The sequence below is a fragment of the Bradyrhizobium sp. 190 genome (assembly GCF_023073415.1).
In the GTDB taxonomy this organism is placed as follows: Bacteria; Pseudomonadota; Alphaproteobacteria; order Rhizobiales; family Xanthobacteraceae; genus Bradyrhizobium.
On sequence record NZ_JADPJL010000065.1, the window covers coordinates 123,277 to 141,904 of the forward strand.

The following is an 18,628-nucleotide window of genomic DNA, read 5'->3' on the forward strand; positions in this document are numbered from 1 at the left end:
GCACCCGGGCGCCTGGGTGCGGGCAAGAATCCGATACGCAGTACCGCAACGACCCTAATTCTCCCCGCCTTCCGCCGCGCTACGACGCAGGACACTCTGCGGCAAGGCGTGCATCACGGCGGCGACAGCCGGAGGATCGGTGCCGATCTCGCGGCCGCGGCCGCGGATCAGCCGTTCATAGGACGCGATCAGGGTGGTGTAGGGGTTGACCCAGATCCAGCCGTCGCGCGTGAACACCTGTATGTCGAAGTGCAGGTGATAGGACGTGCCGTTTGGGAAATCGAGATAGTTGGAGACCACGCCGATCTTTTCGCCCTCGGCAACCCGGCGCCCGTTGAGAATGCCGTCCGCATCCATGGCTGACGGGTTCATGTGCATGTAGCGAAAGCGGATGTGCTCGTTGCGGGTGTTGATCTGCAGCGTCGCCGCCTGCTGCTTCAGTGAGCGGATCAGGATGCCGTCGCGGACGGCCACGACCGCCTGCTTCCTCGGATGACAACTGCTTTCGCTGTTGCTGTTCGGCGGACAAGGCGCGGGGCGGACGTCCTGGCCCTGATGCCCGAATCCGGCGGCGCATTGCCCAACCTGGAAGCTGCGGGCTTCGCAAAAATTGTCCCGCCACGGATAGACGCCGCGGCCTTCCCCGGACTTTTTCCTGCCGAAGGATTGCGAGCGGATGGCGGCCGGGGCTTTCTCAAGCGGAAAACGGATTTGCGAATAGGCGGCGAAATCGGCGCGTCCGCCGCGCCGGCGCACGCTGCTGCGGGCGATGATGTCGCCGCCTGCGTAATAGGTGAAGTCGGGCGAAACCGCCGTCGGGCGTTCAGCGATCTCGGACGCAATGTCGTGGCGCGGATGCGCCGGCTGTCCGCCCGCGATGCGCAAGGCCTTCAGGAAACGTTCGGCGATGGGATAGGCTTCGCGGCAGGCCAGCCGCCGCGCCCGTGGCGCCGAGTCGAGACACTGGATCGACACCACATAGGGCACGCCGAAGCGCGTGAAGGCGTAGCGCACATAGCCCTCACGGATGAAGCGGCGCATGTCGGGGAACTGCGCCGCCAGCGCCTTGACCGGCTCGCCCTGGCCGCCAAGCGGATCGGCGAGGTCGTAGACGAGGATCGAGCCCGTGATCTGCACTTCGACCGGCCTGGCGAAGGTCCGCGATGGCAGACCTGCGCCTGAGCCTGATAGCAGCGAAAACACCGCGTCGTAGCCGGCTGGCCCGGCGTGAAACAGGTCGGCCGGACGGAAGTCGGCCTGGTAGCGCGACAGCGGAAGCTGTGTGCCGTCGGCCTCGCCTTCGAGGTAACCTGCGGTATCGAACGGCAGCAGCACCGGCACCGGGCTGCGTCCGATCCCGGCGAACATGCTCGCGTTGATGGCGTTCAGTTGCACCAGCGCAGGCGTCGAGCGCGGATCCCATGCCGGTACCCGCCGCTGGCCGGCGAACGTAAATCGGGAAGCGATCGCAGGCCGAGTGCCAATCTCGGTGCGGAGCTGATCGACAACCGCCCGCCATTCGACGCGAATGGCCGTGATCGATGGTGTCCGGAACTCGGCTGCTGCTGCGGTAAGCCCGGCCGGGAGCAAACATAGGGCTGCCAGCCAACGCCTGAACAAGCGGACAGCCATCGTATTCAATGCATCGCCCCCCGGCGCGTGCCCCGTAGTTCTAATGCGCGGTCTTAATCCTTCGCGCGTTCGACGTAAGAGCCGTCCTCGGTCATGACCACGATACGCGTTCCCGTTCCGACGTGCGGCGGCACTGCGGTGCGAACGCCGTTGGAGAGGATAGCAGGTTTGTAGGAGGAAGACGCGGTCTGACCCTTGGTCACCGGCTCGGTTTCCACGACTTCCAACGTCGCGCGTTGCGGGAGCTGGATCGCGACCGGATTCATGTCGTGAAGCGACAGCTTCACGGTCATGTTCTCCTGCAGATAGGGCGCGGACGAACCGACGATTTCCTTGGAGACCTGGACCTGGTCGTAAGTCTCGGCATTCATGAAATGGAAGCCGTCGGCATCTTCATACAGATAATTGAAATTGTGATCCTCGACGGTCGCCTTCTCGACCTGGTCGGTGGTCTTGTAGCGTTCCGAAATCTTCACGCCATCGCCGATCCGGCGCATTTCGATCTGGCTGACCGGAGTTCCCTTGCCGGGATGGATGTTTTCGGCGGTGAGGACGACGTAAAGCCGGCCGTCCTGCTCGATGATGTTGCCCTTGCGAATAGAACTGGCGATGACTTTCAAAGCTGTTTTCCTGAATTTCTGGCCCTCTGCCAATCCGGACATGGGCGTCCGTGGGGCCGATCGGGCGGTTTCGGGCTGCAACATACTGATTTTGCCCGTCGATGCCAGCCGTTTTACTACCGTTCCGGTGCCCGCCAGAGGCCGTAAACGGCCCTGTTTCGGCGGGTGAAACTCCGGTCCGTCAGGTGCTTGAACTCCCGCCCGGGACCGTCAGCGCTGGCCCGGCGCTATCGTGACCAGGCTCATTAACAAGAGGATTGCAGTTCTTCCCAACCAGCCGCCAGACATGCCCGTACCCTGTTGCAAATTCTGGTGGACTTGGAAATGGGCTGCAAGGTTCAGCGTTCGGGCTTCGATCGCCCCAGCGGAATGGACAAGGTGAGCGGGTTTCGCCATGACAAGATGGATTAAGCGCGGGACTTTAATGCCTGTCGGCGGCATCACAGAGAAAGTCGAACGATTTCAATGGCATTTTCCGATTCCATGAATGTCCATTCGGGCTCTGCGGAGTGCGCTCCGCGGCCGCGCAAGGACCGTTGCTGATGGTTGGGACCGACCAGCCGTCGCCATGGTGGTCGCCCGCGCGGCATGCCGACCGAAAGCCGTTCCTGATGGCGCGAGGCGCGATCACGAGGGCGGTGCGGGCCTGGTTCGACGAGCAGGGTTTTACCGAAGTTGAGACCGCCATCCTCCAGATATCGCCGGGCAACGAGACGCATCTGCATGCCCCCCGCACCGAGCTGACAAGCGGCGACGGCACGCGCGCGATGCGCTATTTGCGGACGTCGCCGGAGTTTGCAGCGAAGAAACTGCTCGCGGCCGGTGAAGCCAAACTATTCGAGTTCGCGCGCGTGTTCCGCGATCGCGAGCGTGGCGATTTGCATCTGCCCGAATTCACGATGCTGGAATGGTACCGCGCCGACGCAAGCTACGACGCTGTGATGGCCGACACCATCGTCGTGATCGCGCATGCCGCGCAGGCGACCGGCATCGGCAGGTTCTCGTTCCGCGGCAAAGCCACCGATCCCTTTGCCGAGCCGGAACTGTTGACGGTGGCGGCGGCATTCGAGCGCTTTGCCGGGATCGATCTGTTGGCCACGATCTCGAATGGCGAGGGCGATCGCGCCGCGCTTGCGGTGGCTGCGAGCACGCGGGTGCGGATCACGGACGACGACACCTGGTCGGACATTTTCAGCAAGGTGCTGGTCGAGCATGTCGAACCGAACCTGGGGCAGGGGCGTTTGACGGTCTTGTTCGAATATCCGGCGCCGGAGGCAGCCCTTGCGCGGACGAAGGCGGCCGATCCGCGGGTCGCCGAACGGTTTGAGGTCTATGCCTGCGGCGTCGAGCTCGCCAATGGATTTGGCGAGCTGACCGACGCGGCCGAGCAGCGCCGTCGTTTCGCCGCTGATATGGACGAGAAGGAGCGGCGCTATGGCGAGCGCTACCCGCTCGACGAGGATTTTCTCGCAGCGGTTGCCAAGATGCCGCCATCGAGCGGCGTCGCGCTCGGCTTCGATCGGCTGGTGATGCTGGCCAGCGGCGCGCTGCGGGTCGATCAGGTGGTATGGACGCCACCGGCAGGAGAGACATGAACAGGATAGATCCCAAACTGGCGGCAACGCTGCGGCAGCCCGCCGAACTGGTCGAGCGCGGGTTGGCGAAGCCGACCGATCTCGCCGACCTCGAACAGGTCGCCGCGCGCTATGCCATTGCCGTGACGCCTGACATCGCCGGCCTGATCGACACGGAAAACCCCGACGATCCGATCGCGCGGCAATTCATTCCAAGCGCGCTCGAACTGGCAAGCGCGCCAGGCGAAAATGCCGATCCGATCGGCGACGACGCCCATTCGCCGGTCCCGGGCATCGTCCATCGCTATCCTGATCGCGTGCTGTTCAAGCTGGTGCATGTCTGCGCGGTGTATTGCCGGTTCTGCTTTCGCCGCGAGATGGTCGGACCGGGCAAGGCAACGGCGCTGTCGGAGGCGGCCTATCGCGAGGCGCTGGACTATATCCGCGGCCGTAAGGAAATCTGGGAAGTCATCCTGACCGGCGGCGATCCGCTGATGTTGTCGCCACGGCGGCTGGCGGAGATCATGACGGATCTCGCAGTCATCGATCACGTCAAGATTGTCCGCATCCACACCCGCGTTCCCGTGGCGGCACCAGCGCGCATCGATGGGGACATGGCCAAAGCGTTGCGAGTGGACGGCGCGACGACCTGGATCGCTGTTCATGCCAATCATCCGCGCGAATTGTCGCACGAGGCGCGCACGGCCTGCGCGCGGCTGGCCGACGCCGGCATTCCCCTGGTGAGCCAGACGGTGCTGCTCCGCGGTGTCAACGACGATGCGGCGACGCTGGAATCGCTGATGCGGGCCTTCGTCGAAAACCGAATCAAGCCGTATTACCTGCATCATGGCGATCTTGCGCCGGGAACCGCGCATCTGCGCACCACGATCGCAGAGGGCCAGGAACTGATGCGCCGTTTGCGGGGCCGCGTTTCCGGCCTCTGCCAGCCCGAATATGTGCTTGATATTCCCGGCGGCCACGGAAAGGCGCCGATTGGACCGAATTATTTGTCGCATCCAAGTTCCGGGGAATCCGAACTATCTTTGGAGACGCAGTATCGTATCGTCGACTATTGCGGCGACGTTCACCTCTATCCGCCAAAGCCGTGATCGGCGATGGCGGAGGACGCCGAGGGGAAACGGGAGCCGCCGGAAGATGAGGGCAATCGCGGAATCGAAAACGCCGTGATGCTCGGATTCTTCCTGGTGCTGGTGGCAGCCGGAATCTGGTTGCTTGGCACCATGGCCGATGTACGAAAGGCGCAGGACTGCGCCGCCCAGGGACGTCGCAACTGCACAACGATCGACGTGCCGGAACGGACGCATAAATGAAACTAAAAGGCAGGAGAATCAGGATGCAAAAAACAGTCTTGTCAGTCGCGCTGATGGTCCTGCTCGGCATGCCGGCTGCGTTCGCGCAGAGCGGGACGTCGACAATGCCGAAGAGTAGTCCGAGTGCCGGAGGGATTCCGGAGGCGCCGATCGGACACCGTCAACCCCGCCGCAGCGACGTTCCCAGCGAGAAGATCCAAAGCGACCCGAACGATCCGCTCAGCAAGGAAAACGCAGCCCTCGACCGCAAGATCAAGAGCATCTGCCGCGGCTGCTAGACGAGTGAGCGGCTACACCGCCCACGCAGCAGTTCCAGGACCGCGTCGCTGTTCCAAAGGATTGAGGATCGGAGGCACCGCTGTCGTCCATGCGAAAGCAGGGACGACGATCTTACCGCGCGCCGAAAATCGCCGACCCCACGCGCACATGGGTGGCGCCGAGCTGGATCGCGACACGAGGTAGTGCTCGCGCCGGGTATCGAGCCCGGAGACGCCGCCGGGTTGCTTCGGCGGCGTCAGACGTAATCCGCGAAATCAGTGGAGCCTAGCGACCACCGCCACCGCCACCGCCACCGCCGCCACCACCACCGCCCGCATCCTGCATGGACTGGTTGAAGCGAGGATCGGTGTTCTTCATGTAATCCGGTGACGTGTCGCCGCGGTGCGTGCGAAAAGTTTGCTTCGTGCGATGGGTCTCCGGATAGTAGGTGGCGTCTCCACAACCCCAATTCGGTGCCGACCGAACGCAAGGCGGATCGAACAGTGTAAACGCGTTGGCGTTGGTGGTTGCCATGGCGCTCATTGCGACGAGAGTGACTGAAGCGACCGCAGCTAATCTTGATTTCATCGACATCTGAATCCTCCATTCTTCGGTTCTGCGAAACCGAAATGGTTCGCACAGGAGTTCGACGATGCCAGATGGAAACAGGTTCGGAGCCTTTGGGAACAAACTCGGACCGGTTAACCACACATCGCCGTGATCAGGCCCTGCCGCCGAGCTCCAGTTCGACCAGCGGATTTGCAATTTGGCGGCTTGTGGCCTCGGCAGACATGCCCACCGTCCCCCAAGGATGTCTGCAAGCAGCCATGAAAGTCAGGAGCAGGGCGCGCAGACCGCGTGCCCCGCTTCACGATTGCTCGGTCCGAGCGGTTAGGCCGAACGCTCACGGAATTCGCCGCTTCGCGCTTCCCGTCTGGTCTTGACCGCGTCCGCCAACAGGTTCAGCGCCGACACCGTCGTATCCCAGTCGATACAGCCGTCGGTGATGCTCTGCCCGTAGGCGAGCTGCTTGCCCGGCACCACGTCCTGGCGGCCGGCGACCAGATTGCTCTCGATCATCACGCCGGTGATACGCTGCTCGCCGTTTGAGATCTGCTGCGCGATGTCGGCCACGACCAGCGGCTGGTTCTCCGGCTTCTTGTTGCTGTTGGCGTGGCTGGTGTCGATCATGATCCGCGGCGCCACGCCGGCGCGGGCAAGTTCGACGCACGCGGCATCGACGCTTTCCCGGTCGTAGTTCGGCGTGTGGCCACCGCGCAGGATGATGTGACAGTCCTCGTTGCCGGTGGTTGCCGCAATCGCCGGGCGTCCGCCCTTGGTCACCGCCATGAAATGGTGCGGATGCGAGGCCGACTTCACCGCGTCCGCTGCGATGCGGACATTGCCGTCGGTGCCGTTCTTGAAGCCGACCGGGCACGACAGCCCGGAAGCCAGCTCGCGATGGATCTGGCTCTCGGTCGTTCGCGCACCGATCGCCGCCCATCCCATCAGATCGGCAATGTATTGCGGCGTCGTCATGTCGAGGAATTCCGTTCCCGCCGGCAGGCCGAGATTGTTCACCGCGGAAAGCACGTTGCGGGCAAGCCGCAGCCCCTTGTTGATGTCGAAACTGCCATCGAGGGCAGGATCGTTGATCAGCCCCTTCCATCCGACCGTGGTGCGCGGCTTCTCGAAATAGACGCGCATCACGATCTCAAGGCGGTCGGCGAGCTTTTCGCGCAAGGCGGCGAGGCGCTCGGCGTACTCCACAGCGGCAACGGGATCGTGGACCGAGCAGGGGCCGACGACGACCAGCAGGCGGTCATCGGTCCCGTTCAGGATGGCGTGGATGGCGTTGCGCGCCGCCATCACCACCCGCGTCGCCGTCAAGGTGCGCGGGATCTCACGCATCACTTCCTGCGGCGTACTCAGCTCTTTCAGTTCGCTAATTCGAAGATCGTCGGTGGTGCTCAACACGGCTGTGGCTCCTGTTCGTTGGGAACCTGCCGGCCAATAAAAAAGCCGCCAGGTTTGGCGGCTGTTCGGACTTGTTGGCTTCAATTCGTCAGATTGAGCGCGATCCTCCCACCGCCAGCGAGCTGTCGTAGCTAAAATACCAAAAGCTGTTGGCGGCGATCATGATCATGGCGGGCTCTATAGCGCACCCGGCAGGCCTTGTCATCCCATAATCGGCGGCGTCAGGAGTTGCGCGCGGCGAACCCGACAGCCCGGCGACGATGATGAACGCGACGGAGGGATGACGTTTAGCCCGGCTCGGGCGCGGACGAAAATCCCTCCGAGGATCTCCTGATGCGGTTGCGGCCGAACACGTAAACCGCAGATGTCGCCAGCAACAACGCCAAGCCTATCAAAATGGAGGTCAGGCCGAGCGGAATCAGAAGCAGTGACGCGTTGCGATCGGTATTGATGAACCAGTGATGGAGCGAGGTCAGCACGAAAGCCGCGCCGGCGAAGCCCGCACCGCTGCCCATGAGCAGCAGGGCCCACATCCGCCGCAACTGGCTCAGCCGCTCACGCCCGATCTCGGTGCGCGGCGCATGATGGCGGCCGACGCGCCGCACCAGCCGAATGGCAAATCCGATCGAACTGAATCCGATCACCAGACTGGCCGTCGCGAGCAGCATTCGCGTGGTGGGGCCGAGATCGGGATGTTTCTGCAATGTCAGCAGCGGAAAATCGAATGCGGCATGCAGCGCGACAGGAGCGAACAGCGCCAGACACCAGCTCGAGATACGGGCCCAGTCGCGATGATGGCGGTGCGCGCCCAGCGCCGTTCCGGCGCGCGCGATCGCGATATAGGCGCCGGCAATAATGCCGAGCGCGCCATGGAACGGCACCGTCAACACGCTGCGCAAGGCCGCCAGCGAACGCCACATGTCGGAGTGCTGCACGAGATAAGCGAGGTTTTCGTAAGCCGCGAAGCCGAGGCCGGCGGCCGCGCCGTAGACCACGGTGTCCATCGGGTCCGCAAAGGTGCGGCGACGGATCGAGACGAGGACGATGACCAGAACCTTGACGATCTCTTCGGGCGCGGCGACGCCGAAGATCGAACGCAGGCCCTGCGTCATCCAGGGGTTTCCCGGCACCGCGAGGATCGCGGCGAACGGGGCGCGCGCAATTCCCAACAGCGAGATGCTGGCGGCCCCGAGTATGAAAGCGAGCCACACCCGCCCGGGCGGGCCGGGGCGCTCGTCGGCGGCAATGACGAGCCAGAGCACCAGCAACGCCGGCGCAATGGCGGCAACGCCGATCGATGTGGGGAGGGCCTGGAGCAGCAGCATGGGGTGAAACTACCTCGTCAGCCGCTCAAATGGCCGCAAATTCAGTTGTTTGCAAGAAAAGCCGAACGCGACTCGTTGTCGCCAAGCCGGCACATCCCGCCGCCAGCCAATGCCGGCGCCGGTCAACGCCGCGGCGGACGTATCAGAGGACGCTTGCTCGTCCAAGAAACCGGCACGGGGAAAGCGAGGCCGCTGGAGAGTACCCGGACACCAGGTCATGGCAGCATCGACGTCAGCTGCCCGGCCGTGGTCTTCAGTCTCGGCAGGATCTCACTGTGCACCCGCGCTTCGTCGGCACGCGCTGCGCTCGTGCTGGCATTGAGGGCTGCTACCATGAGGCCGGCGCGATTGAACACCGGGACCGCGATGCCGATCAGGTCATCCTCGGTCTCTTCGTAGTTGAGGGCGTGGCCGTCGCGGCGGGCGGCTGCGATGGCCTTGATGATTTCGGCCTGGTTGACGGTGGTCCGGCGTGTCAGCCGGACGATGCGGGTACGGGCCAGAAGCTTCTTCACGTCGGCGATTGGGCGATGCGCCAGCAGCATGCGGCCGGACGCGGAGCTGAAAGCCGGCAGCCGCATGCCGGTGGTGACAACATAGGCCAGCCGGCGGCCCGGGATATCGGATCGCGCGACGAACACGACTTCGGCTTCGTCGAGAACCGAGAGCGAAACAGTTTCCCTGACGTCGCGCGCGAGATCGTCAAGAAACGGCTGCAGCGATGCGCCGAGACCGGCCGAGGAGAGAAACGAATAGGCGAGCCGCAGCACGTGTGTCGTCAATTCGAAGCGGCGTTCATGAACGTGGACGAAGCCGAGATGGACCAGCGTCAGCAACAGCCGGCGAGCAACGGCGCGATCGACGCCGGTTCGTTCGGCCACTTCCGCCACCGTCATAGAGCGGTTGTCGGGCCCAAAACTTTCGATCACTTTGAGACCGCGCGCAAAGCTCGAAACAAAGGCGCGGCTGTCAGGGGCCATGGCGGTATGTTTGCTTGCCGTCATGCAGGTTCGCCTGCCGGTTTGTCCAGCCCGAAAAACGTCAGCTGAATGTCGCGCTGCGCCTCCGCCATCGCGCGGCCGGTCTGCACGGTCAGGCCGCAGGCGCGGGCTGCCGCCAGCAGCGGCGAGATTTCCGGCTCGGTTACGACGTCGGCGACATGCACGCCGGAGGCCAGGCGATCCGGCGCAAACGGCAAGGGGTCGTCGGGCCGCATCCCGAGCGGACTTGCGTTCACGGCGATATCAGCCTCCGGATAGGTGCTGATCGCATCCAGCGTGACGCGATCGGCGAAGCCAGCGCTGTCGGCCAGACGTTGTAGTGCAGCGCGCCGGTCGCCATCCGGCTCGTGAAAGGCGACCCGCGATGCGCCGGCTTCGCAGCACGCCAGCAGTATGGCGCGTCCGACCGCACCGCCGCCGAACACGGCGACCGACTTGCCCCGCGCCGAGACGCCTTGCTGGGCGGCGGCCGTGAGAAAGCCAAGGCCGTCGCTCATGTCGCCCTCGAGCCGGCCGCCGGGAAGGCGCCGCACCATGTTGACCGCTCCCAGCCGCCGCGCGCGATCCGACAGCGCGTCGACATATCCCGCCGACGCGATCTTGTGCGGGATTGTCACGATCGCGCCGGGTGTATTCTCGAAAGCGCGCAGCACCGTGAAGAAGGCGCCAAGCGCGCCGGCTTCAATATCGATGGGGACGAGAACGGCGTCGATGCCGCGATGCGCCAGCTCGGTGTTGACGGCGATGGGCGAGCGCACCTGCTTGATCGGATGCCCGATGATCGACAGCACGCGGGTACGGCCGGTCGGCAGAAATGACGGCGTCGGCGCCTGATTCACACTGCGATCCTCTCTGACATTGTGCGCATAGCGCACAAATTGGCATTATTTCGCACAGTTCGAACTAGCACGGCACAGGCGGCGGAACTACCGTCTTTCGCAGGGAAGGCAAGCGCAGCCGGTGACGACGAGAGGTGAGGTGTGACGAGACGCGGGAAGGCCGATGTGCTGATCGTCGGCGGCGGCCTCGGCGGCGTTTCCGCCGCGCTGACGGCGGCGCGGCTTGGCGCGCGCGTCGTGCTGGTGGAGGAACTGGACTGGCTGGGCGGGCAACTCACTGCCCAAGGCGTGCCGCTCGACGAACATCCCTGGATCGAACTCGGCGTCGGATCGAAGAGCTATCTCGCGTTGCGCGACGCCATTCGTGAGCATTATTTCCGTTTCTATCCGGTCACGCCGGCAGCGCGGGCAGAACATCCATTTAATCCCGGCATGGGCAATGTCGGCACACTGTGCTGTGAGCCGAAGGTGGCGTTGCGCGTCATCGAGGCGTTGCTTGGGCCTTACGAAAGCCGCGGTCTGTTGACGGTTATGCGCGGATGGCGTGCGTTGGCGACCGATGTCGTCGGCGACAGGATCACAAGCGTCGCATTCGCCGAGATCGCCAGCGGTCATCGCCAGACGATCGAGGCGCGCATCGTGGTGGACGCCACCGAGACCGGCGATCTGCTCGAATTGGCCGGCGTCGAACATGTTCTCGGCGGCGAGGCGCGCACCGATACCGGCGAGCCGAACGCGCTCGATGTCGCCGATCCCTTCGACCAGCAATCGGCCACCTGGTGCATGGCGCTCGACTATCTGCCCGACGAGGACCACACGGTCGGGAAGCCGGCGCGCTATGCGGAATTTCGCGAATTGAAGCTCGATTGCTGGCCGAACCGGCAATTTCACTGGACCGTCAGCGATCACGTCACCCACAAGCCGCTGGAGCGGCGTCTGTTCGCGGGCGATGCCGACGAGCCCTATCTCTTCGATCTCTGGCATGCACGGCGCATTGCGTGGCGGCGGAATTTTGCGCCGGGAAGTTACGCCAGCGATATCTCGATCGCGAACTGGCCGCAGATGGATTACTGGCTGCGTCCGCTCGTCGGCGTCAGCGCCGAGGCGCAGGCCGAAGCGCTGCAGGAGTGCCGCCAGTTCAGCCTTGCCTTCCTGTACTGGATGCAAACCGAGGCGCCGCGGCTCGACGGCGGCCAGGGCTATCGGGGCTTGCGTCCGCGTGGCGATGTGCTCGGCACGGCCGACGGCCTCGCCAAGCAGGTCTATTTCCGGGAAGGGCGGCGCATCGTGGCCGAGTTCACGGTGCTGGAGCAGCATGTCGGCGTGTCAGCGCGTCCCGGCGCGGACGCCGCAGAGCGTTTTCACGACAGCGTCGGGATCGGCGCCTACCGGATCGACCTGCATCCGCCGACATCGCGGGCGCGCGACACCGTGGACATCGACAGCTTCCCGTTCGAAATTCCGCTGGGTGCGCTGATCCCGGTACGAACAGACAATTTGATCCCTGCCTGCAAGAATATCGGCACCACACGGATTACCAGCGGCGCCTATCGCGTTCATCCCGTCGAATGGAGCATCGGCGAGGCTGCGGGCGCGCTGGCGGCAACCTGCAGCCGGCTCAATTTGCCGCCACGGGCGATCCGCGCGGATGCGCGTCGCCTCGAAGATTTCCAGCAGCTCATGATGGATCTGGGCGCACCGATCAGGTGGCCGGTTTTTGGCGCCCTGACGCCTTCGACCCGGCGCGGGTATCGCCCGCCCATCACCGACCATGCAACAGCGGGATAGCTCATGTTGAAGCCAATACATTTGTCGCGGCGGACTTTCCTGGCGGGCAGTGCGGCAGCCTTGCTGCTGGCCTCAGCCGCGCGCGGGCAAGGACCGTCACTGCCGAAGACCATCACCATCCACGTCGGCTTCCCGGCCGGCGGGCCGGCCGACACCACCGCGCGGCTGATCGCCGAGAAATTGCGGGAAATTACCGGATCGTCAGTGGTGGTACTCAACCGGCCCGGCGCCGGCGGCACTTTGGCGGCAGGTGCGGTGGCGCAGATGGAACCCGATGGCGCGAACCTGCTGCTGGTTTCGAGCGGGCATGCCGGTGCGCCCGCGCTCTATCCGAACCTGAAGTTCGACAGCCAGCGCGACTTCACGCCTATCGTGGCGCTGGCGCAGTCACCAGTTATTATTCTCGTCCGCAAGGATTCGCTCTACCGCAGCATCGAAGATCTGATGGCGGACATGCGCGCGAAGCCGGCCGTGCTGAAATTCGCGACCGGCGGCGGCGGCGCGACGTTGACCTCGTTGGGGGCGCTGCTGCTGCGTGCCCAGCTTGGCTATGATGCGCTCGCGGTGGCCTATCGCGGCTCGGGTCCCGCCAACATCGACCTGATGGGCGGCATCATCGACTTCAGCTTCGACACCGTTTCCGGCGCGATCGGTCTGTTGCAGTCGGGTGATGTCCGTGGGCTTGCAGTTACCAGCAAAACACGCGCTGCGGCCATTCCAAATGTCCCGACGATCGCGGAAACGGTCAAGCCGGATTTCGACGTTACCGGCTGGTTCGGACTTCTCGGCCCGGCGCGGATGCCGGCTGCTGTTGTCACGCGGCTGAACGAGGACTTGAACCGCGTCGTGCTGGCGCCGGAGTTTCGCGCCCGGCTGGTGACGCTCGGCATCGATGTGATGGGCGGCACGCCAGAGGCTTTTGGCGCCTTGATTGCGTCAGAGACGGCCCGCTGGGGGAAGTTGATCAGGGATCTCGGTCTGCAGCCGCAGTGAAAGGCCGCGCGGACGCCAGCGCGACGGACTGGCCGTTGAGGTCGCATTCCGGCATCCGAGCGCGGCTGTTCTCCCCGGGGACGCTCCAATGCAAATACCCGCCACAATAGTGGGCTGACGCTGTCTCTATTCGCGTGCGGCGGCCTTGCCGCCGATCTTGCCCCGCGCCATCAGCAACCCCGCCAGCGCGACCAGCGCGAAACCGGCGCCGGCGAGGAACGTCCCCTGTGGCCCTGTGATGTCCCAGAGCGCGCCCGCGATGATGCTGGCTGCGAGCATCGCCAGGCCGCCAAGCAGGTTGAAGAATCCGTAGGCGGTGCCGCGCAACTCGGCCGGCGCAGTATCCGCAACGAGTGCGGCCAGTAACCCTTGCGTCAGTCCCATGTGCAGGCCCCAGAGAACGACGCCGAGCGCAACGCCGGCGACCGACGGCAGCAAGGCCAACGCGATGTCAGCGGCAACCAGCAACAGAATGCCGCACGCCAGCACGGCCGTGCGGTTGATGCGATCCGAGATCACGCCGGCGGGATAGGCCGCGACAGCATAGACGACATTCATCAGCACCAGCACGGCAGGCACCAGCATGATCGGCAGCCCGACATTCTGGGCGCGCAGAACCAGGAATGCCTCGCTGAAGCGCGCCAGCGTGAATACGCTCGCCACGGCTACCACCCACCAATAGGCCGCTCCGAGGTTCTTGATCTCGGTCAGGCTGATCGGATTGCGCACGGCGCGCAGCTCTTTCGGCCGGTCCGGCTCGCGCACGGCGAAGACGATCAGCGCCAGCGCCAGGAAGGCAGGAATCACGGCAAACCAGAACACCGCCTTGAAGTTGTCTGCCGTCCACCACATCAGGGCGATGGCGAGCAGGGGGCCTGTGAAGGCACCGATGGTGTCGAGCGATTGGCGCAGCCCAAAGCCCGCGCCGCGCAGATGAGCTGGCGTGAAGTCTGCCACCAGCGCATCGCGGGGGGCGCCGCGAATGCCCTTGCCGATCCGATCGACGAAACGCGCAGCGACCAGCCACGCGATGGTTGGCGCGAGCGGAAACACCGGCCTGGTGAGGGCCGCGAGGCCATAGCCGATGGCTGCGAGCCATTTGCGCTTGCCGAGCCAGTCCGAGAGCGCGCCGGAGAAGATTTTAACGATAGAGGCGGTCGCCTCGGCAATGCCTTCGATCACGCCGACCGTCACCATCGATGCGCCAAGCACCGTGACCAGGTAGATCGGCAGCAAGGCGTGGATCATCTCCGACGAGATGTCCATCAGCATCGAGACAAATCCCAGGGCCCATACGCCCGCCGGAATATCCCTGATCGAATAGGCCGGCTTGGTATCAGCAGCCATGTCGCTCTCGCGCCGTCTCATCGCGCCAACAGCCGCCGGCACGCTTCGACAAAGACCTCGGCCCCCGCGACGATGTCGGCGTCTGCGGTGTTCTCGGTCCAGTGGTGCGAGATGCCGCCGATCGAGGGCACGAACATCATGCCCGCCGGCATGACGGTTGCGAGAATCTGGGCGTCGTGACCGGCGCCGCTCGGCATGCGCAGCGACCTGCCGCCGGCGAAGGCTGTGCCGGCTTGTTCGATGGCCTGCTGGAAGGAGACATCCATCAGCGCGGGCGCCCCGGTACGAATGCGCTCCACGGCGACGCTGCAGCGGCCCTGTTTGTCGACTTCTGCGGCCATGCCGCGGAGGAGATCCTCCATCCGCGCAATCACAGCCGGATCGTCGTCGCGAATCTGGAACAGCATTTCCGCCGCGCCGGGGATGATGCTGGGCGCGCCGGGATCGAGGGTGATGCGGCCGGTTGTCCACACCGTGCGTGGGCCGCAGGCGGCGGGAAAGCGCTCGTCGATATCGACGCAAAATCTGGCGAGCGCGAGGCCCGCATCCCTGCGGATGGCCATCCGCGTGGTGCCGGCGTGGTTTTGTTCGCCCGCGAAGGTGATGCGGTATTGCCAGATCCCGACGATGGACGTGACTACTCCGATTCCGAGGCCGCTGCTTTCGAGCGTCTCGCCCTGTTCGATATGGGCTTCGAGATATCCGATATGCCGCCCGCGTTCGCACCGCGCGCGGGCGCGGCCGGCGAGGCCGGCGTCGCGCAACGTGTCACGCATGCTCTTGCCGCTGTTGCGGTCGTGCGCCGCGTCGATATCGGATTCGGTGACGCCGCCGACATAGGACCGGCTGCCGAGGAAGTGTCCGAAATGCCCTTCCTCGTCGCACCAGGACGCAACTTCGACCGCGCCGTTTGTATTCGGATCGCGATTGATGACGCGGGCGGCTTCGAGCGCATAAACCACGCCGAGCGGTCCATCGAGCCAGCCCGCGTGGTTCTGGCTTTCCAGATGCGACCCCGCCAATAATTTCGGCCCGGGCTTCGTGCTGGTGCCGAGGACGTTGCCGATGCCGTCGATCTCGCCCGCGAGGCCGGCCTCGGGAAGACGCTGCACCAGCCATTGCAGGGAACGCAGATGCGGTTCCGAAAACGTCGGCTTATGGACACCGGTCTTGTACGTGCCGATTGCGCGCAGCGCGTGCAGATCGGCGAGAACACGCGCGCCATCGGCGCGCAAGAGATTGTCATTCATGGATTCACGTGCCTGCGCGTCCGTTGTTCTTCCGTAGTTCTCCGGAGGAGAACAAAGTTCCTGATGCCTTTGGAGGAGTAGAACAAAGTTCCGTGAACGTCGCCAGCCGTGTTGATTAGCCCGCCGACAGCAGCGCCAATGCGACGATTGCAAGCCATGCCACGATGACGAGCGCCGCTACCGCGCCAGCGGTTATCTTCGCCTTCTCCTTTAGAGTGTAGTCGTGCATTTTTCCCGCAAACGTGTGAGAGGCGTTCAGGCCTTTGCGGGAGCATATTCGATGACTCGCATCAAAGAAATAGTTCGCGTTGTGCGAGCGGAAAGGGCGTACGAGCAGGAAGGCCCGCAACGCCATGTGGCGCCACGGCCACCGTTTCGCCGGTCGTCGAACGGGCTGCGAGCGAGCCGAAAGGCCTTGCTTCCGGCGAGATGGAAGTCGCGTCCGGCGGCGCTAGGGGAGCTCGCGCCGCCGCATGCCGACTATGGCGCGATCTTCGGTCAGGCGGTTCTTCATTGCGGCGACGACCGCATTGGCGAACGCAAATTGAGGATCGGTCGACGCCACACAATAAACCTGAGATGCCTTGGACTGGTCGTTCAGACTAGCCAGTTCTTTCGCGCGGGTATCTCGATTCATACGATGCTCCGGTTGCGGCTTCCTGGATTTCCGCCGGCGTGATCACGCCGCCGGCAACAGCGGAAATGTCAGGATATTCCTGCCTCGTTGAGAGCCTGTTTTTCAGAAAGCCGTTGGTGGACCAACGAGCACGAGGTCCTGACAACATTTATTCCCCGCACGTAATAATTCCTGCGCCTCGTGGCGGGCGATCAGGTATCCGGCGGAAAGTAAACCCGTAACGTCAGGCGGAGTGCGAGGTAGAGTGCAACGCAGCTTGTGAGTGCAATAACGGCCGTATCCATTTTCCTGTCCCTCCTTCTGACGCACTGATGTCCCGTTTGCCGGACTTTGCAGCGGATGGAGCTTGGGCCGCGAAAGTGGTTCCCTTAAGCCTTGAAAATGGTCGCCTTGGGCTTTGAAAGTGTCTGCAACGTGATGGCGCTCCTGGGCGGAGGGAATGCGTCGCGCCGCATGATCGCCGCCGAGATGGCTGCGACAACAGCAACCAACAGGGCGATGGCTGCGATGAAGGACCATGAACCGTCCGGGGGCATCCATGTCGACAACCTCGCCGGCGCAGAGTCTTTCCAGTACGCCAGCAAGATCCCATATCCGAACATGAGCACGAAAGACTTGATGAATTCCGCGCCCAGCGTGTCGGGTTCAAGCCGGATGCTAATTTTCTGAAGCACCCACTCGATGAACTCGCCGTCAGTGAAGAACAGAATTGTGCCGAGGAAAATCGGAAAGCGCGTCTGCAACAGGAGCCCGATGAGGCCGAAAACGATCATGTGATCGATGAAGTCATGAATTCTGCGCCGCCTTTTCGCGATGGTCCTGGCGCGTCCGGCGCGACGGCGGGCTGGCGTTCCCAGATGAATTTGCGCCGAGCAACGTGTTCCAAGATCGTGCGACGTCGTTCTGGCGCGCGCCGCGTCGTGTGACGCAGCCAGATCGGCAGCGCTGCCGCGTTTGAGGCGACGCCGGCTTGGCCTTCCGGGACCGATTTGCGTTGCTCCATGTCCTCCTCCAAGACGTCTTCCTCCGGGCATCGACATCCCATGTCCGCTTTCGCGGTCGAAAGCAGTCATTGGTCGAGGGGGAGGGCTGGGGAGGTTCATTGCCCGGGGACGGATTCCATCAGATCCCGGTTTGGCCAAATCGCGCAAAAGCGAATCAAACCAAAAATGTCCTGGAAACGATGGCGCTCCCTAGCGGAATCGAACCGCTCTCTCCACCGTGAAAGGGTGGCGTCCTAACCGATAGACGAAGGGAGCAAAAACAACCGGAAAATCAATGCGTTATGCGCTTGATAGGCCGTGTTGGCCGCCTGCCGTCCATGTTCCATGGAGGCGGCGACGGGCGAACGTATAGTGGCGTTTGGCCGGGTGGGCAAGCCGCTCGGAAAACCGTTTTTTCGGTTCGTTTGCGCCTCGATCGATCCCCTGGCGGAGGCACGTCACCCGCCGTGCAACGGATTTTAAAGCTGCATGCCGTAAAGCTTTCGTCGGGGGAACTTCCGACATGGCTTTGCTATCGAGCAAAAAGCGCGAGACGCGCAAATCGTTGAGCCAGCCCGGGTGGATCACGCTCGAGGGTGGCTTTGCCGCGCGCCAATGCGTGGTGCGGGATCTGTCCACGACGGGGGCGAAGGTCACGATCGACGATCCCAACACGCTGCCGACGAATTTGCGGCTGGCGTTTTCGCGCGACGCCAGGACCGGACGCCGCTGCGAGGTGGTCTGGCGCCGCGGCAAATCGGTCGGCGTCAAGTTCGTCCGCTAGTCTGGCACTGACCGGCTAGCGGCGATAAAAGGTGGGATGCCAAAATCCCTCCTCGTCATGATGGCTGTGATGTTGCCTTCGGTTGCCGAAGCTGCCGAGCAGCCCCGTCTTCAGAAGTCCGACAAGGCCGCGGCATCCGGTAAGCTGCTTCCGCTGAAGCGCTCAAATTCAGCCAACGCATGCGCCGAGTACGGCGCGGGCTTCGTCAAGATCGAGGGCACCAATACCTGCATGAAGATCGGCGGCGCGGTGAGCATCGGCGCCGGTGTGTCCGGCGGCTCGCGCTAGC

21 protein-coding genes and 1 tRNA gene are annotated in these 18,628 nt (G+C 63.9%); 8 read left to right on the forward strand and 14 right to left on the reverse strand.

All coding sequences use genetic code 11. From position 1 onward, the window contains the following. Positions 1-54: 54 nt before the first annotated feature. Together IVB22_RS32395 and efp are read right to left on the reverse strand one after the other, a co-directional pair. The gene (locus IVB22_RS32395) at positions 55-1,632 is read right to left on the reverse strand and encodes a M23 family metallopeptidase (protein WP_247521227.1); all 1,578 of its coding nucleotides are present in this window, start codon (positions 1,630-1,632) and stop codon (positions 55-57) included. 53 nt (positions 1,633-1,685) lie between these two features. Beyond that, positions 1,686-2,252, reverse strand: coding sequence for an elongation factor P (gene efp / locus IVB22_RS32400; RefSeq protein WP_247521228.1), 567 nt, complete (start codon positions 2,250-2,252; stop codon positions 1,686-1,688). A gap of 542 nt (positions 2,253-2,794) precedes the next feature. Here efp and epmA point away from each other — a divergent pair. From epmA to IVB22_RS32420, 4 genes are read left to right on the forward strand one after another with little or no spacing between them, the layout of a single operon-like run. Next, complete coding sequence (gene epmA, locus IVB22_RS32405) at positions 2,795-3,847, forward strand: EF-P lysine aminoacylase EpmA (protein WP_247521229.1); 1,053 nt, start codon at positions 2,795-2,797, stop codon at positions 3,845-3,847. Continuing rightward, the gene (locus IVB22_RS32410; RefSeq protein WP_247521230.1) at positions 3,844-4,935 is read left to right on the forward strand and encodes a lysine-2,3-aminomutase-like protein; all 1,092 of its coding nucleotides are present in this window, start codon (positions 3,844-3,846) and stop codon (positions 4,933-4,935) included. Before epmA ends, IVB22_RS32410 begins: the two co-directional genes overlap by 4 nt. A 6-nt stretch (positions 4,936-4,941) precedes the next feature. Then, positions 4,942-5,157 carry a hypothetical protein gene (locus IVB22_RS32415; RefSeq protein WP_247521231.1) on the forward strand — a complete coding sequence of 72 codons (216 nt, stop codon included), beginning with the start codon at positions 4,942-4,944 and terminating at the stop codon, positions 5,155-5,157. 23 nt (positions 5,158-5,180) lie between these two features. Next, a complete protein-coding gene (locus tag IVB22_RS32420) occupies positions 5,181-5,435 on the forward strand; it encodes a hypothetical protein (RefSeq protein ID WP_247521232.1) in 255 nt (84 codons plus the stop codon). Between the two features lie 265 nt (positions 5,436-5,700). On the opposite strand, the gene IVB22_RS32425 is transcribed toward IVB22_RS32420, so the two are convergent. The 5 genes from IVB22_RS32425 to IVB22_RS32445 form a co-directional block, all read right to left on the reverse strand. Continuing rightward, positions 5,701-6,009, reverse strand: a complete 309-nt coding sequence (locus tag IVB22_RS32425) for a hypothetical protein (protein WP_247521233.1) — start codon at positions 6,007-6,009, stop codon at positions 5,701-5,703. Between the two features lie 297 nt (positions 6,010-6,306). Beyond that, complete coding sequence (locus IVB22_RS32430) at positions 6,307-7,392, reverse strand: 3-deoxy-7-phosphoheptulonate synthase (RefSeq protein ID WP_308200484.1); 1,086 nt, start codon at positions 7,390-7,392, stop codon at positions 6,307-6,309. A gap of 287 nt (positions 7,393-7,679) precedes the next feature. Further along, entirely contained in the window at positions 7,680-8,717 is a 1,038-nt protein-coding gene (locus tag IVB22_RS32435) for a PrsW family glutamic-type intramembrane protease (protein WP_247521234.1), read from the reverse strand. Positions 8,718-8,932: 215 nt separating this feature from the next. Continuing rightward, positions 8,933-9,721: an IclR family transcriptional regulator C-terminal domain-containing protein gene (locus tag IVB22_RS32440; RefSeq protein ID WP_247521235.1), complete on the reverse strand. Its 789-nt coding sequence runs from the start codon at positions 9,719-9,721 to the stop codon at positions 8,933-8,935. Further along, the gene (locus IVB22_RS32445; RefSeq protein WP_247521236.1) at positions 9,718-10,557 is read right to left on the reverse strand and encodes a shikimate dehydrogenase; all 840 of its coding nucleotides are present in this window, start codon (positions 10,555-10,557) and stop codon (positions 9,718-9,720) included. The genes IVB22_RS32440 and IVB22_RS32445 overlap by 4 nt, the downstream gene beginning before the upstream one ends. 141 nt (positions 10,558-10,698) lie before the next feature. On the opposite strand from IVB22_RS32445, the gene IVB22_RS32450 reads away from it, so the two are divergent. Continuing rightward, entirely contained in the window at positions 10,699-12,345 is a 1,647-nt protein-coding gene (locus tag IVB22_RS32450; protein ID WP_247521237.1) for an FAD-dependent oxidoreductase, read from the forward strand. 3 nt (positions 12,346-12,348) lie between these two features. Beyond that, entirely contained in the window at positions 12,349-13,338 is a 990-nt protein-coding gene (locus tag IVB22_RS32455; protein ID WP_247521238.1) for a tripartite tricarboxylate transporter substrate binding protein, read from the forward strand. Positions 13,339-13,464: 126 nt separating this feature from the next. Here IVB22_RS32455 and IVB22_RS32460 read toward each other — a convergent pair whose 3' ends face one another. The 7 genes from IVB22_RS32460 to IVB22_RS32490 form a co-directional block, all read right to left on the reverse strand. Next, positions 13,465-14,685 carry an MFS transporter gene (locus IVB22_RS32460; protein ID WP_247521239.1) on the reverse strand — a complete coding sequence of 407 codons (1,221 nt, stop codon included), beginning with the start codon at positions 14,683-14,685 and terminating at the stop codon, positions 13,465-13,467. A 17-nt stretch (positions 14,686-14,702) separates the two neighbouring features. After that, positions 14,703-15,935, reverse strand: coding sequence for a Zn-dependent hydrolase (locus tag IVB22_RS32465; protein ID WP_247521240.1), 1,233 nt, complete (start codon positions 15,933-15,935; stop codon positions 14,703-14,705). Positions 15,936-16,050: 115 nt separating this feature from the next. Continuing rightward, a complete protein-coding gene (locus IVB22_RS32470; protein WP_247521241.1) occupies positions 16,051-16,290 on the reverse strand; it encodes a hypothetical protein in 240 nt (79 codons plus the stop codon). A 96-nt stretch (positions 16,291-16,386) separates the two neighbouring features. After that, positions 16,387-16,572: a hypothetical protein gene (locus tag IVB22_RS32475; RefSeq protein ID WP_247521242.1), complete on the reverse strand. Its 186-nt coding sequence runs from the start codon at positions 16,570-16,572 to the stop codon at positions 16,387-16,389. Positions 16,573-16,940: 368 nt separating this feature from the next. After that, the gene (locus IVB22_RS32480) at positions 16,941-17,345 is read right to left on the reverse strand and encodes a hypothetical protein (protein ID WP_247521243.1); all 405 of its coding nucleotides are present in this window, start codon (positions 17,343-17,345) and stop codon (positions 16,941-16,943) included. Continuing rightward, a complete protein-coding gene (locus tag IVB22_RS32485; protein ID WP_247521244.1) occupies positions 17,342-17,587 on the reverse strand; it encodes a hypothetical protein in 246 nt (81 codons plus the stop codon). Before IVB22_RS32485 ends, IVB22_RS32480 begins: the two co-directional genes overlap by 4 nt. 169 nt (positions 17,588-17,756) lie before the next feature. Further along, positions 17,757-17,831: transfer RNA gene (locus IVB22_RS32490), tRNA-Glu, on the reverse strand. Between the two features lie 247 nt (positions 17,832-18,078). Between IVB22_RS32490 and IVB22_RS32495 the strand changes: the two genes are divergently transcribed. Both IVB22_RS32495 and IVB22_RS32500 read left to right on the forward strand, forming a co-directional pair. Further along, positions 18,079-18,339, forward strand: coding sequence for a PilZ domain-containing protein (locus tag IVB22_RS32495; RefSeq protein ID WP_374207767.1), 261 nt, complete (start codon positions 18,079-18,081; stop codon positions 18,337-18,339). 36 nt (positions 18,340-18,375) lie between these two features. Continuing rightward, complete coding sequence (locus IVB22_RS32500) at positions 18,376-18,627, forward strand: porin (RefSeq protein WP_247521245.1); 252 nt, start codon at positions 18,376-18,378, stop codon at positions 18,625-18,627. Position 18,628: the final 1 nt, after the last annotated feature.

What these genes read in the sequence shown, in the direction of transcription:
- IVB22_RS32495 (WP_374207767.1), top strand. Translation starts at nt 18,079, where the DNA reads ATGGCTTTGCTATCGAGCAAAAAGCGCGAGACGCGCAAATCGTTGAGC.
- IVB22_RS32440 (WP_247521235.1), bottom strand. Translation starts at nt 9,721, where the DNA reads ATGACGGCAAGCAAACATACCGCCATGGCCCCTGACAGCCGCGCCTTT.
- IVB22_RS32435 (WP_247521234.1), bottom strand. Translation starts at nt 8,717, where the DNA reads ATGCTGCTGCTCCAGGCCCTCCCCACATCGATCGGCGTTGCCGCCATT.
- IVB22_RS32475 (WP_247521242.1), bottom strand. Translation starts at nt 16,572, where the DNA reads ATGAATCGAGATACCCGCGCGAAAGAACTGGCTAGTCTGAACGACCAG.
- IVB22_RS32410 (WP_247521230.1), top strand. Translation starts at nt 3,844, where the DNA reads ATGAACAGGATAGATCCCAAACTGGCGGCAACGCTGCGGCAGCCCGCC.
- IVB22_RS32470 (WP_247521241.1), bottom strand. Translation starts at nt 16,290, where the DNA reads ATGGCGTTGCGGGCCTTCCTGCTCGTACGCCCTTTCCGCTCGCACAAC.
- epmA (WP_247521229.1), top strand. Translation starts at nt 2,795, where the DNA reads ATGGTTGGGACCGACCAGCCGTCGCCATGGTGGTCGCCCGCGCGGCAT.
- IVB22_RS32455 (WP_247521238.1), top strand. Translation starts at nt 12,349, where the DNA reads ATGTTGAAGCCAATACATTTGTCGCGGCGGACTTTCCTGGCGGGCAGT.
- IVB22_RS32465 (WP_247521240.1), bottom strand. Translation starts at nt 15,935, where the DNA reads ATGAATGACAATCTCTTGCGCGCCGATGGCGCGCGTGTTCTCGCCGAT.
- IVB22_RS32395 (WP_247521227.1), bottom strand. Translation starts at nt 1,632, where the DNA reads ATGGCTGTCCGCTTGTTCAGGCGTTGGCTGGCAGCCCTATGTTTGCTC.
- IVB22_RS32480 (WP_247521243.1), bottom strand. Translation starts at nt 17,345, where the DNA reads ATGATCGTTTTCGGCCTCATCGGGCTCCTGTTGCAGACGCGCTTTCCG.
- IVB22_RS32420 (WP_247521232.1), top strand. Translation starts at nt 5,181, where the DNA reads ATGCAAAAAACAGTCTTGTCAGTCGCGCTGATGGTCCTGCTCGGCATG.
- IVB22_RS32415 (WP_247521231.1), top strand. Translation starts at nt 4,942, where the DNA reads ATGGCGGAGGACGCCGAGGGGAAACGGGAGCCGCCGGAAGATGAGGGC.
- IVB22_RS32460 (WP_247521239.1), bottom strand. Translation starts at nt 14,685, where the DNA reads ATGGCTGCTGATACCAAGCCGGCCTATTCGATCAGGGATATTCCGGCG.
- IVB22_RS32425 (WP_247521233.1), bottom strand. Translation starts at nt 6,009, where the DNA reads ATGTCGATGAAATCAAGATTAGCTGCGGTCGCTTCAGTCACTCTCGTC.
- IVB22_RS32500 (WP_247521245.1), top strand. Translation starts at nt 18,376, where the DNA reads ATGCCAAAATCCCTCCTCGTCATGATGGCTGTGATGTTGCCTTCGGTT.